At 38.2% G+C, this 13,202-nt stretch carries 13 protein-coding genes; all 13 read right to left on the reverse strand.

All coding sequences use genetic code 11. From position 1 onward, the window contains the following. Window positions 1–54 precede the first annotated feature (54 nt). On the reverse strand, window positions 55–1,374 hold the full coding sequence (gene lysA, locus GD441_RS00910; protein ID WP_153122724.1) for a diaminopimelate decarboxylase: 1,320 nt from the start codon (window positions 1,372–1,374) through the stop codon (window positions 55–57). Between the two features lie 350 nt (window positions 1,375–1,724). Further along, window positions 1,725–3,206 carry a spore germination protein gene (locus tag GD441_RS00915; RefSeq protein WP_153122726.1) on the reverse strand — a complete coding sequence of 494 codons (1,482 nt, stop codon included), beginning with the start codon at window positions 3,204–3,206 and terminating at the stop codon, window positions 1,725–1,727. Further along, window positions 3,169–3,768: a stage V sporulation protein SpoVABEA gene (spoVAEA, locus tag GD441_RS00920; RefSeq protein ID WP_153122727.1), complete on the reverse strand. Its 600-nt coding sequence runs from the start codon at window positions 3,766–3,768 to the stop codon at window positions 3,169–3,171. The genes GD441_RS00915 and spoVAEA overlap by 38 nt, the downstream gene beginning before the upstream one ends. Window positions 3,769–3,798: 30 nt before the next feature. After that, entirely contained in the window at window positions 3,799–4,221 is a 423-nt protein-coding gene (locus GD441_RS00925) for a stage V sporulation protein AB (RefSeq protein WP_153122729.1), read from the reverse strand. Then, a complete protein-coding gene (locus GD441_RS00930) occupies window positions 4,211–4,831 on the reverse strand; it encodes a stage V sporulation protein AA (protein WP_153122731.1) in 621 nt (206 codons plus the stop codon). Before GD441_RS00930 ends, GD441_RS00925 begins: the two co-directional genes overlap by 11 nt. A gap of 257 nt (window positions 4,832–5,088) precedes the next feature. After that, complete coding sequence (locus tag GD441_RS00935) at window positions 5,089–6,378, reverse strand: NCS2 family permease (protein WP_153122732.1); 1,290 nt, start codon at window positions 6,376–6,378, stop codon at window positions 5,089–5,091. A gap of 166 nt (window positions 6,379–6,544) precedes the next feature. After that, window positions 6,545–7,303, reverse strand: a complete 759-nt coding sequence (gene sigF / locus GD441_RS00940; protein WP_153122734.1) for an RNA polymerase sporulation sigma factor SigF — start codon at window positions 7,301–7,303, stop codon at window positions 6,545–6,547. A gap of 13 nt (window positions 7,304–7,316) precedes the next feature. Continuing rightward, window positions 7,317–7,757 (reverse strand): anti-sigma F factor, encoded by a 441-nt coding sequence (spoIIAB, locus tag GD441_RS00945; protein ID WP_153122736.1) that lies wholly within the window; start codon window positions 7,755–7,757, stop codon window positions 7,317–7,319. A gap of 2 nt (window positions 7,758–7,759) precedes the next feature. Beyond that, window positions 7,760–8,110: an anti-sigma F factor antagonist gene (spoIIAA, locus tag GD441_RS00950; RefSeq protein ID WP_153122738.1), complete on the reverse strand. Its 351-nt coding sequence runs from the start codon at window positions 8,108–8,110 to the stop codon at window positions 7,760–7,762. A gap of 123 nt (window positions 8,111–8,233) precedes the next feature. Next, on the reverse strand, window positions 8,234–9,409 hold the full coding sequence (locus GD441_RS00955) for a D-alanyl-D-alanine carboxypeptidase family protein (protein ID WP_153122740.1): 1,176 nt from the start codon (window positions 9,407–9,409) through the stop codon (window positions 8,234–8,236). A 227-nt stretch (window positions 9,410–9,636) separates the two neighbouring features. After that, complete coding sequence (locus GD441_RS00960) at window positions 9,637–10,941, reverse strand: pyrimidine-nucleoside phosphorylase (protein ID WP_153122742.1); 1,305 nt, start codon at window positions 10,939–10,941, stop codon at window positions 9,637–9,639. A 113-nt stretch (window positions 10,942–11,054) separates the two neighbouring features. After that, window positions 11,055–11,867 (reverse strand): purine-nucleoside phosphorylase, encoded by an 813-nt coding sequence (locus GD441_RS00965; RefSeq protein ID WP_153122744.1) that lies wholly within the window; start codon window positions 11,865–11,867, stop codon window positions 11,055–11,057. Window positions 11,868–11,981: 114 nt separating this feature from the next. Continuing rightward, on the reverse strand, window positions 11,982–13,166 hold the full coding sequence (gene deoB, locus GD441_RS00970) for a phosphopentomutase (protein ID WP_153122746.1): 1,185 nt from the start codon (window positions 13,164–13,166) through the stop codon (window positions 11,982–11,984). Window positions 13,167–13,202: the final 36 nt, after the last annotated feature.

Consider the following 13,202-nt stretch of genomic DNA (forward strand, 5'->3'; position numbering starts at 1 on the left):
CGACGGACAGGATCGCCAAAAAAGGCGTCACTATAGTAGTGAACGCCTTTTATTTCATTTAATCGCTTTTGTTTTTAGGGGCAGATCGTTTTTAATCAGATCATCCATGGTTTCTCTTTTGATTACTAATTGATCCTCACCGTTTTCAACAAAAACAACGGCTGGTCTTTGAATTCGATTGTAGTTATTGGACATGGAATAGCCGTAGGCACCTGTACAAAAAACCGCTAAAATATCATCTTTTTCTGGTTTAGGCAATGATAAGTCCCAGATGAGCATATCACCACTTTCACAACATTTCCCTGCAATCGAAACGATTTCCTCATTTGGATCATTCATTCGATTAGCGAGTACAGCTTCATATTTGGCATCATACAATGCTGGACGGATATTGTCACTCATTCCACCGTCAATGGCAACATACTTTCGAATATTTGGAACTTCCTTCTGAGATCCAATTTTATACAGGGTGGTTCCAGCATCTCCAACAAGTGAACGACCAGGCTCAATCCAAATTTCCGGCATATTCATGCCATGTATTCTAGCTTGGTCTTTTACTTCGTTTACAATCTCCTCGACGTATTGGGAAGCAGGAAGTGGATCGTCTTCATTTGTATATCGAATTCCAAAGCCCCCGCCAAGATTTAAAACGCTCGGTTCAAAGCCCAATCTGTTCTGCCATTCCTTTAATTTTTCCATGATTTTTCTCGCAGCTAAAATAAATCCGGTGGTTTCAAAAATTTGTGAACCAATATGACAATGTAAACCCAGCAAATGAATCCATTCTGAACCCATTGCAAAAATAACGGCTTCTTCTGCTTGTCCGTTTTGAAGATCAAATCCAAATTTCGAATCTTCTTGACCTGTCAAAATATAATCATGGGTATGAGCTTCGATTCCCGGTGTTACACGAATTAAAATGTTTACCTTCTGTTTCCTTCTGGAGCAAATCGATTCCAAAAGTTTTAATTCGTAAAAATTATCGACAACAATGCAGCCGATTTTCTCATCTAGGGCCATTTGTAGCTCAGCTTCACTTTTATTGTTACCATGAAAATGAATCTTTTCTTTTGGAAAACCAGCTGCAAGGGCCGTATAAAGTTCCCCACCTGATACAACATCGAGTGACAGTCCTTCTTCCTCTGCAAGTTGAATCATCGCGATAGAAGAGAAAGCCTTGCTTGCATAAGCAACCTGGGCTTTGACACCTAGCTTTTCAAAAGTTTCTTTAAAGCCCCTTGCACGCTCTCTGATCAAGGCAACATCGTATACATAAAGAGGTGTTCCGTATTTTGCAGCTAGTTCTGTTGTATCAACTCCGCCTATTTCAAGGTGTCCTAAATTATTGATCTTGCTGGTTCCATACAAATACATTTCTTATCTTCCCTTCCCTGTATATCAACAAAAACGTTTATGCAAACACAATAAAGAAATAGACAGTCACCTTCCGATGAACTGTCTCAGACTGTTGACAAACGCTCGCATTCTTCGTCACGTCCCCTCCTCCGGTGCTCATTACCGTCTAGGGTAACTCCGCTCCTCGCACGGGTTCGTTCCTCGACTGACAAGCGTTTTCAATCAGTCTGAATGCGAGTAATATATACTTTTTCTACAATCTAAGACAGTATCTTACGATGAACTGTCTAAATATTCATTATTTTATATGCTTTACTTGAATAAATTAAAATTAACATAATTAATTGGGAACTTCAATAAGAATCTATTCAAGAATTAGATGGCTGTTTATATCGATTTTTTGGATGGACAATGCTGGGTCTTATTTTTGAACCGGGCACTGCTCTTCTAAACAGAATTTGTAGAAATGCCTTCGGATTAAACGGAAGCAACGGCCATAAGTAAGGAGTATTCAAAGATTTAATATTTGCTAACAGGATAATATATATAGTCGTGGCGATCATCAATCCTGGGACATGGAACAAAGCAACAGCGATCAAGAGAAACAAGCGGACGATCTTATTGGCCACACTTAGTTCTAAGCTTGGTGTAGCAAAGGTTCCAATTGTTGCAACTGCTACATACAAAATGACTTCTCTTACAAACAACCCAACATCTATGGCGATTTGTCCAATTAACACAGCTGCAACCAAACCCAAAGCAGTAGATAAAGGAGTAGGAGTGTGTATGGCTGCCATGCGTAAAAATTCTACTCCTATATCTGCAATAAAAATTTGTACTACGACCGGGATATTCGTTTCTTCATTTGGTCCAATAAAGGATAATGGTTCAGGAAGCAACTGTGGTTCGAGGACAACCAACAACCACATCGGAAGTAAAAAAAGTGCTGCTATTATTCCTATGAAACGGACCCATCGAACAAAAGTTCCAACTGCTGGTGATTGTCTGTATTCTTCAGCATGCTGAACATGATGAAAAAATGTAGTTGGTGTAATGATTACACTTGGCGAAGTGTCCACATAGATCAGGACATGTCCTTCCAATAAATGGGTAGCAGCCACATCAGCTCTTTCCGTATACCTGACAAGGGGATATGGATTATATCCTTGTTTAACAAGAAATTCTTCAACCGTTTTATCTGCCATCGTCAAGCCATCGATTTTAATATTCTGGATTTCCTTACGGATTATGTCCACTAAATCCGAGTTCGCCACATCTTTTATATAGCCGATTGCAATATCCGTTTTCGATCGTTCGCCTACCTTGATAATTTGAAAACGAAGCCGTTCATCTCTTATTCTACGCCTCGTCAGCGCAGTATTTACTATTATATTTTCGACAAAACCATCTCTTGAACCACGTACCACCTTTTCAGTGTCCGGCTCCTGAGGCTGTCTTCCAGGATAGCTGCGAACATCGACGACAAGTCCTTTCGGTTCTCCTTCAACTAAAAAAACAATCAATCCAGAGAGGACCTGATCTACAAGCTCGTCTAATGTATGAATTAGAGTGACAGACTGATGGATTAATCGATTCTCTACAATTTGAAAAAAATCATGCTGCATCTCTTCATTATCGTTAATTTCCACAACCTCTTGAATCAATTTTATGATGAATTGTGTTTCACAAAGGCCATTTACATAATAAATATGAACATCACGATTCTTAATGTGTAACTTTCTTACTCCTAAATCAAAACTCTCTCCAAGACCAATCTTATTTTTCATGAATTTTTCTACATCAACTAGATTTTCAGGAATCGGTTTCATCTGTTGGGATTGATTTGGCATTAAATCCACTCCTTTCTAATATTACCTGTACAGCAAGCTTCGTAATAGGTGCTCCTCGGTTGACGGAATCCCTCCGACTCATTTTTCCAATATCTCCGATTCCAACAATCACAGGTACATGTAATTGATCTAAGCAATACACTGTATCACCGGCAATCTTACCAATCTCATATTCAAGGTTTCCAAACTTATCGACACCATAAGGGGTCAATTGGCCATCACGGTCAATACAAACATCCACTTTTGTCCATTCTCTCTGCTTCGTTTTAGAAGCTACCGCTATGATCCCTAAAACTTCTATATGAGGATGATTTGCCACAAATAATAACGCCTTCTCCCCACTTCCTTCTCCGATGTATCCACTGTCATCGAACATAACTAGTACTGGATCATTTTTTGCTTGTAAGATCAGCTTGATCATCTCCTCCCCTGACAAATTGGAAGGATTTCCTTTGGACATAGAAATACAACGACCTCCAATTTCCTTAGCAACATGCTCTACAACCTGCTTTGCATATTCATCTCCATCGGTTACCAGTATGACTTTTCGTCTTCTTGTCATAACCTATGTCCTTTCTCTTTAAAAAGTTGATTATTTGTCGACAAAATAAATCCATTGAAAGAGGGATCCTCCGATTTTTCCTAACACGATTGCCATCAGCAAATAAATGATTTTCTCCTGCACACCTACTCTTTTTGCTAAAATAGGTAGTACATTTAAAACCTCTGTTAAAGCAGCAGCAAGCATTCCATTGAACACGCCGCTTAATAAGCCTATGAATATTGTTAAAAGCACTGGTAAATCAAGAATAGAATTTCTAAAGCTTAACCATCCTCCTAAAACCGCACCTGCCACGACAGCAAGCTCATAATAATGAATCATTTTCATGGTTTTTGTAAGCTGCGTTAATCGTGGAATCACCCCAAGTACTGTCAGAAAAGCTACAAAACCAGCACCAACTGCAAGTCCTCCTGCAAAACCGATAAAAAGTAAAAGTAGGACATTAATCACCATCTATTCGCTTCATACTCTCTTTATTTTCATTCATAATGACATATCGATCTAAATCTTGCTGGTAGTTAAACATTTCGATCTCAAGAGGACTGGGTTCTTCGTTAAATCTTTTTCGGAAGAAGTAATTAAAGAATAGAATCATTCCTAGACCCAATCCAATACTATAGGGAATTTGCAGAAGTAAAGGTTTTCTCTCCATCTTACCAGTGATCATTTGATATAGCTTTTGGTGCATAATTTGCATACTGACATCCTCGTGAAAATTCATGATAGCCAATGCAGCCCCAACAAATAACAAGAGCCAGACCGCTAAAAAAAAGGCGATATTCATACTTTTTTGGTCATGTACGATTTCAACAATCGTTTGCGTTGGCCCGAATGCTTGCAATTCAATTTCAGGTAGCTCTTCTACTATACGCTCAATCAATTGAACAAAATCAATGATTACAATATTTTGATCTTTTTTTGTCACTTTATAAAGCAACATATTTTCGATCTTTCCTACTATTTGGTCTGATCCGATAACTTTTGCCACATCTTTAACATAGATTTCTTGATTGCTTTTCATCTGCACGCGGTGTCTCATTCTGATATATACAATCTTTTCCATTCCAATCACCCCGCACATTCAATTATTCATTCTTTCAATTTATTTACCGCCTTTTGATTTTATTATGTGGTATTTATGTCTGCACAATGCAAAGTAAACAATGTCCAAAAATTGTTAAAAGGTGTTTGAAGAATACTAAAATCACACATTCTCTTTTAAAACTCATAAAAAAAGCTGCCCAAAAGTATTTCTTTTGAGACAGCCTGTAGACGAATATTCATTAATGCTTTCAAACGATGATGAGTAAATGAGTATCCTTAGTGTGAAGGGAAAAAGATTAGTTGAATCAAGAATACTACACCAAAGAAATAGATCAGTGGATGAACCGTTTTGCCTTTACCGGTGAACACTTTCATTAATGGATAAGTGATGAATCCTATAGCAATTCCCGTTGCAATACTTGATGTCAAAGGCATAGTCAAGATAATTGCAAAAGCAGGGAATGCTTCGTCAAACTCCTTCCACGCCACCTTAGCTAGACCTTCCATCATAAAGCAACCTACGATGATTAAAACAGGCGCTGTGATCGCAGGTAAGGAAGAGATGGCAGAAATAATCGGCGAAAAGAACATGGAAATAAGAAACAGAATGGAAACAACTAGTGCCGTTAATCCCGTTCTTCCGCCAGCTGCTACTCCCGTACTTGATTCAATATAAGCTGTAGAAGGGCTAGTTCCGAACATTGCACCAACAGTTGTTGCAACAGAGTCTCCAAGAAAAGCTTGTTTGGCTCTCGGGAATTTTCCGTTTTTCAAAAGTCCCGCTTGCTCAGAAACACCAATCATTGTACCGGTCGTATCAAAAATCGTAACGAGTAAAAAAGCAAAAATAACAGCGTATAATCCGTTTGAGAAAACACCTGCAAGATCAACGTCAAAAAAGACAGGAGCAGGAGGCATTGATGCGACTCCTTTAAAACGTAATAAGTCAAAACAATACCCGACAATTGCTGTAATAATCATTCCATAAAATAATGCTCCATTTATTCTTCGTGCCATTAAAATAAGTGTGATCAATAAGCCGAAAATAGATAGTACCGTAACCGGTGAATGCAAATCTCCTAATGAAATCATTGTTGCTTTATTTGGTACAATGATTCCTGCTGATTTCAAACCAATAAATGCGATAAAGAGACCAATTCCTGAAGTTATCCCGTATTTTAAACTGGACGGAATGGCCATGATTAACATTTCTCGTACCTTACTAACACTTAATAAAATGAAAAGAATCCCTGCAACTAATACAGCTCCAAAAACGGTCTGATAGGACAGGCCCTGAGTACCTACCACACTTGCAAAATAAGCATTCAAACCCATTCCAGGCGCAATGGCAATCGGATATTTTGCTAATAGACCCATAATTAGTGTTCCAGTTACTGCAGCAATAATAGTTGCCATAAATACCTGTTCAAATGGCACACCAGCAGAAGATAGAATAGCAGGATTGACAATAACGATATACACCATTGTCAAAAAGGTTGTCACACCTGCTAGTATTTCCGTTTTTAAAGTAGTGTTATTTTCTCGTAATTTAAAAAAGTTTTCCATTTTTTTTAAATCCTCCAAAAGCTAAACCTGTGTAAATCTCCATAATAACGAATATTTCTCGTCAGCATTTACTATAATATTCGTTTTTAGTGAAATGTTCAACAGTTTTCTTTGAAGATTTGCCTGTTTCTATCTATTTTCCCCCAAAAAAATAATCCGCATGAACTTATTCGTTCATGCGGACTTTCATTTGCTGAAGTATTTTCTTTTCAAGGCGTGAAACCTGAACCTGTGAAATTCCTAGCCGTTCTGCGACTTCCGACTGTGTTTGGTCTTTGTAGTATCTTAAATAAACAATCAGCCTTTCTCTTTCATCAAGCTCTAATATCGCATCCTTTAGCGCTAGCTTTTCGAACCATTTTCCTTCTTGGTGATCTGCAATTTGATCTAAAAGGGTGATGGGGTCCCCATCATTTTCGTACACTGTTTCGTGAATGGAGGATGGATTTCTACTCGCTTCCTGTGCAAGGATAATATCCTCTGGGCTGATTTGTAAATATTCTGCAAGTTCATGTACTGTCGGAACACGACCAATTGTCTTGGATAATTCCTCTTTTGCTCTTCTAATTTTATTAGCCATTTCTTTTAGAGAGCGGCTTACCTTAACGGTCCCATCATCTCTTATAAACCTTTGAATTTCTCCAATGATCATCGGAACTGCATAAGTGGAAAATTTCACATCAAACGATAAATCAAATTTATCAACGGATTTTAATAATCCAATACAGCCAATTTGAAAAAGATCATCTGGTTCATATCCACGATTTAAAAATCTTTGTACAACGGACCACACAAGTCTAAGATTGCTTTTTACAATGGTGTCACGTGCTAATTGGTCCCCATTTTGACTGCTCCTAATTAATTCCTTAACTTCGTCATCCTTCAAATGGGTTTGACTCTTGCCGTTTTTGACCTCCACGTCCATAAGCAGTTCTCCCTTAATTACACAAAGCTTTGCTGTTCGTTAACTGTTTTTTTAGCGTGATGATCGTTCCTTCTCCTTTATGAGACACGATTTTTATTTCATCCATAAAGTTTTCCATTATCGTAAAGCCCATTCCTGATCTTTCTAACTCAGGCTTTGTTGTAAATAGCGGCTGTCTAGCCTCTTCAACATCTTCAATGCCAATTCCTTCGTCACGAATGGTCATTTCAACGGTATGTCCTTCTATGCTCACTGTAATATATACAATGCCGTTTGGATCGTTCTCATAGCCATGAATAATGGAATTCGTCACCGCTTCAGAAACGACTGTTTTTATTTCTGTCAGCTCATCCATTGTTGGATCAAGCTGGGCAATAAATGCAGCTACAGTAACCCTTGCGAAAGATTCATTTTGACTTAGTGCAGAAAATTGTAGTGACATCGTATTTTTCACGATTACGCAACCCCCAGTCTTTGTAAAGCATTCTCTTCAGATACTTCCTGTTTAATAATTTTAAATAAACCGGACATTTCAAACAATCGCTTTACAGATGAGGAAATTGCGCAAACTACCATTTCACCATGATTTTGCTTGATTTGCTTGTAGCGGCCAAGAATGACTCCCAAACCGGAGCTATCCATAAAGCTGAGTTCTTCAAGATTTAAAATAATATGCTTGATACGATTTTTTTCAATCAAATGTGAAGCCTTATTTTTCAATTCCTCAGCAGTATGGTGATCCAATTCTCCTCTAAGGCGAATACAAAGAACTTCTCCTATAACTTCCATGTCAATGGTAAGACCCACTATAACAGCCTCCTTCTCTGTCTTATAGTGAGTCATTTCGCCTTTTGTTTATTTGTTTCCTGCGTCAATGACAAAACAAGTGCTATTTCGCTTAAAATAGTGGAAATCTGATTGATTTTGACACTATTTGCTATCAGCTTGTGTAAACATCCCAAAAGCTCGTTTATAAAGCTGCCACCAATTCGCTTTGTCAACTTTTTCTTTAGCTACAATAGGAGATTCTACTAACACTTTATTGCCTTTCAAAATCTTAATCGTCCCAATTTCTTCGCCTTTTTGGATTGGAGCCTTTAAGTTTTTTTTCAAAGTCACTACTTTTTTAATGTCATCAATCGATTCGCCTTTTTTTGTTAATACTGAAATAGGTTCACTAGTTACTGCAGAGACATTTTTGATGTTTCCCTTGCTGACGAATGCTTGATCTAATTCAATCCCTCTTTTTAAAACTGGATGAGTCATATATTGGGCATAGGCATAATCCAGCATTTTGGTGACTTGGGCATTGCGTTCCTTTGGAGTAGGTGCTCCAAAAACGACTGCAATCACCCTCATGTTTCCTTTTTTGGCTGTTGCTGTAAGACAATATTTGGCTTCATTTGTAAAGCCAGTTTTTAGTCCATCAACACCGGGATAAAATTTAACAAGTCGATTCGTATTAACCAACCAAAACTTTTTATCCGTATTTTCACGCAAATAGGCCTCATAAGTACCTGTAAACTTTGTAATATCTTCGTATTTCAGTAGTTCTTTTGCCATTTTGGCCATATCATAGGCCGAACTGTAATGATCACTTGCAGGAAGTCCTGTTGCATTCTGGAACTTCGTGTTTTTTAAACCTAAATCTTTTGCTTTTTTATTCATCATTTCTACAAATGTTTCTTCAGAGCCCGCAATCCTTTCAGCCATTGCAACAGAAGCATCATTGCCTGAACCAATGGCAATCCCTTGTAGCATTTGCTTCGTCGTCATTTCTTCACCAGGTTCAAGGAAGATTTGTGATCCCCCCATCGAAGCAGCATATTCACTCGTTCTAATTTTTTCATTCATCGATAATTTTCCTTGATCAATCGCTTCCATAATGAGAAGCATTGTCATAATTTTCGTCATACTTGCAGGAGGAAGCTTTTCATTTGAATTTTTTTCGTATAAAACTGCTCCTGTGTCACGCTCAATTAAAATAGCAGATTGGGCTTCTTTAGCTAGTTCCACACCTTTTTGCTCACTAGCAGCAGCCTGATTGCCTGCAGTAAAGCTAAATAACACACAAGATAGTAAACCTATTAAAAAAATGCGTTTCATCTCCAAACCCTCCAATCGTTATAGCACCCATTTTTTCCAAAAACCATCGTTTTATACAAATCATTCCAGTGAAAATAATAGGGAGAGGCTTTTTTTGTGAGGATCCGATTAAATCGTTTGAATATATAGTTCTGTTGTTTTGAAAAGATAGAATTATACAAAATTCATGCTGATTCAAATAAATAAAATAGGCTCCTGACCAAAAATGGATCAGGAGCCTATCAACATTATTTTGTAATTTCTTTGTAAATTAATGTTGGTTTTTCAGTTTTTTCAGGTGATATTACAATATTTTCGTAAAGCATATTCTTTACTTCAGTAATGTCTTCAAAGTTGCTGTGGATTGTCACTAATGACTCTCCTTTCTTAACAGCATCTCCGATTTTCTTTCTTAAAACTAGTCCAACAGCCAAGTCGATTTGAGATTCCTTTGTGGCTCTTCCGGCACCTAGAAGCATAGCCGCAGTTCCGATTTCATCTGCTACAATTTCTTTTACGAATCCATCTTCCTTAGCTTCTAATTCAAACTGATATTTTGCTTTCGGCAGCTTAGCAGGATCGTCAACAACAGATCCATCCCCACCTTGGGATTCTAGGAACTCTTTGAACTTTTTAAGGGCTTCTCCATTCTTCATTACCTCACGTAGCATGGATCTTGCCTCTTCAAGAGAAGATGCTTTATTCGCTAAATACACCATGTGGCTACCAAGTGTTAAGCAAAGCTCCGTTAAGTCCTCAGGACCTTGTCCTTTTAAGGTTTCAATAGCCTCTTCTACTTCAAGTGCGTTTCCGATCGCATAACCTAGTGGCTGACTCATATCTGAGATGACTGCCATTGTTTTTCTTCCAACATTATTACCAATGCTAACCATTGCTCTAGCGAGTGCCTCAGAGTCTTCAAGCGTTTTCATAAACGCTCCCGCCCCGGTTTTTACATCAAGTACAATGGCATCTGCACCTGCAGCAATTTTTTTACTCATAATAGAGCTTGCAATTAATGGAATGCTGTCAACTGTTGCTGTTACATCTCGCAGTGCATATAGCTTTTTATCTGCTGGTGTTAAATTACCAGTCTGACCGATCACTGCAATTTTATTTTTATTCACTAACTTGATAAATTCTTCATTATCGATCTCTACATGAAAACCTTTTACTGACTCAAGCTTATCGATTGTTCCGCCAGTATGTCCAAGTCCGCGTCCTGACATTTTCGCGACAGGAACGCCTACCGCTGCAACAAGAGGCCCAAGTACAAGTGTAGTTGTATCTCCAACTCCACCAGTGCTATGCTTGTCTACTTTTATTCCTTCAATTGCAGATAAATCAATTTGATCGCCAGATTCAACCATTGCCATTGTTAGGTCTGCGCGCTCTTTCTCGGTCATTCCTTTAAAAAAGATCGCCATGGCCATTGCACTCATTTGATAATCAGGAATGCTTCCGTCTGTAAAACCCTTAATCATGAACTGAATTTCTTCTGTAGTCAGCTCAAACCCATCACGTTTCTTTTCGATTAAATCAACCATTCTCATTATTAAAACCACCTATTACAATTTATTTTATTGAGAAAAGGGACAGTAAATAGTCCCCTTTCATCATTATCAGGATGAAATAAATAGATGCTATCATCTTATTGTCTGTTACTTTACATTCGTGAAACAATTTCTTTCACATATGTCAAAAAGCTTGATTTTACTTTTTCTGTTGTTTCAATCACTTCATCATGTGAAAGTGGTTGGTCTAGAATTCCTGCTGCCATGTTTGTAATGCAAGAAATGCCTAGAACACGGATACCGGAGTGTCGGGCAACAATCACTTCGGGAACGGTCGACATTCCTACCGCGTCTCCTCCCCAAATACGCGCCATTTTCACCTCGGCAGGTGTCTCATAAGTTGGGCCGGAATTACCTATGTAAACACCCTCTTTTACTTCTAAATGGATGGAGGACGCAATTTCTTTTGCGAGCATCCTAAATTCTTTATCGTAAGCCTCTGACATATCTGGAAAACGAGGGCCAAATCGCTCATCGTTTGATCCAATGAGAGGATTAGTACCCATATTGTTTATATGATCGCTGATGATCATTAAATCTCCCGGTTTAAAGCTTTCATTGACTCCTCCAGCTGCATTGGTGACAATCAATTTTTCAATTCCCAGTAATTTCATCACACGGACCGGAAACGTCACTTTTTCCATTGGATAGCCTTCATAAAAATGAAAGCGCCCTTGCATAGCTAGTACAGTCTTGCCACCTAATTCCCCAATGACGAGTTGGCCGGCATGTCCCTGAACAGTAGAGGTTGGGAAATTCGGTATCTGTTCATATGGAATTTTGATTGGGTTTTGAATTTCATCAGCCAAAACACCCAAGCCTGACCCTAGAATTAAACCGATCACTGGCTGTTTGGGTAATTTTTCTCGGATAAATTGGGCTGCCTGATTTATCTCTTCAAACACTTTGTTTCCTCCTTTTTCCCGAAGCACCTTAAGTAGCTGCTACTCTAAGTAAACGATGAAGAACTGTTAATTACTGAAAGAATGAAAACTATTTTAGAAACAATCTATGAGTAATTATTGAAGCTCTGAAAGAAAACTTTTTCCATGTTTCGGCATTTTGACACCAAAGTTTTCAGCTACCGTTGCACCAATATCTGCAAATGTTTTTCTAAGCGGAAGTTCCTTTGGAGACTTTAGGCTTTTAGAATAAACGAGCAGTGGAACATACTCTCTCGTATGATCTGTTCCATGATGGATCGGATCATTTCCATGGTCAGCTGTTATGATTAACAAATCATCTTCTTTTAATTTTTCAAGCACTTCAGGAAGTCTAGCGTCATATTCTTCTAGAGCTTTTCCATAGCCGATTGGATCTCTTCGATGGCCATATAAAGCATCAAAGTCAACTAAGTTCAAGAAACTTAGTCCTGTAAACTCCATATTCACTGTTTGAAGGAGTTTATCCATTCCGTCCATATTTGAGACTGTTCTTAATGATTCAGTTATTCCTTCTCCATCATAAATGTCATGAATTTTACCAATTGCGATCACATCATAATTCGCGTCTTTCAATTCATTCATAACGGTTCTTTCAAAAGGCTTTAACGCATAGTCATGACGGTTAGCCGTTCTCTTAAAGTTTCCTGGTTCTCCCACAAATGGACGAGCAATCACTCGGCCGACCATATATTCTTCTCTTAAAGTCAATTCCCGTGCAATTTTGCATATTTTATACAATTCATCAAGTGGTACAACTTCTTCATGAGCTGCTATTTGAAGGACAGAATCAGCAGAAGTGTAAACGATTAGTGCTCCTGTCTCCATATGCTCTTTTCCTAACTCGTCTAAAATGGCTGTTCCACTTGCCGGCTTGTTTCCAATGACTTTTCTTCCTGTTTTTTCTTCTAGCTCTTTAATTAACTCGTTTGGAAATCCTTCAGGAAATACTTTGAAAGGTGTTTCAATGTGCAGCCCCATAATCTCCCAGTGCCCAGTCATCGTATCTTTACCATTCGATGCTTCCTGCATTTTTGTATAATAAGCAAGCGGCTGTTCAACCTCTTGAATACCTTTTAGCTTTTCGATATTTCCAAGACCTAATTTCTCCATATTAGGCATTTTTAATCCATTCATTTTTTCAGCTATATGTCCAAGGGTATGGGCACCTTTATCACCAAACTTTTCTGCATCCGGTGCTTCCCCGATTCCGACAGAATCCATAACAATTAGGAATATTCGTTTAAATTTATTTTTACTCATATTGATTCCTCCTACATTGGATAACATTTCTCTTTT

The sequence above is a fragment of the Peribacillus tepidiphilus genome (assembly GCF_009466385.1).
Taxonomy (GTDB): Bacteria; Bacillota; Bacilli; order Bacillales; family DSM-1321; genus Bacillus_BN; species Bacillus_BN tepidiphilus.

Bases quoted from the DNA above. Each gene is read 5' to 3' on its own strand.
- GD441_RS00955 (WP_153122740.1), bottom strand. From the start codon at position 9,409: ATGAAACGCATTTTTTTAATAGGTTTACTATCTTGTGTGTTATTTAGC.
- lysA (WP_153122724.1), bottom strand. From the start codon at position 1,374: ATGTATTTGTATGGAACCAGCAAGATCAATAATTTAGGACACCTTGAA.
- deoB (WP_153122746.1), bottom strand. From the start codon at position 13,166: ATGAGTAAAAATAAATTTAAACGAATATTCCTAATTGTTATGGATTCT.
- spoVAEA (WP_153122727.1), bottom strand. From the start codon at position 3,768: ATGACAAGAAGACGAAAAGTCATACTGGTAACCGATGGAGATGAATAT.
- GD441_RS00935 (WP_153122732.1), bottom strand. From the start codon at position 6,378: ATGGAAAACTTTTTTAAATTACGAGAAAATAACACTACTTTAAAAACG.
- GD441_RS00915 (WP_153122726.1), bottom strand. From the start codon at position 3,206: ATGCCAAATCAATCCCAACAGATGAAACCGATTCCTGAAAATCTAGTT.
- sigF (WP_153122734.1), bottom strand. From the start codon at position 7,303: ATGGACGTGGAGGTCAAAAACGGCAAGAGTCAAACCCATTTGAAGGAT.
- GD441_RS00930 (WP_153122731.1), bottom strand. From the start codon at position 4,831: ATGGAAAAGATTGTATATATCAGAATGAGACACCGCGTGCAGATGAAA.
- GD441_RS00925 (WP_153122729.1), bottom strand. From the start codon at position 4,221: ATGGTGATTAATGTCCTACTTTTACTTTTTATCGGTTTTGCAGGAGGA.
- GD441_RS00960 (WP_153122742.1), bottom strand. From the start codon at position 10,941: ATGAGAATGGTTGATTTAATCGAAAAGAAACGTGATGGGTTTGAGCTG.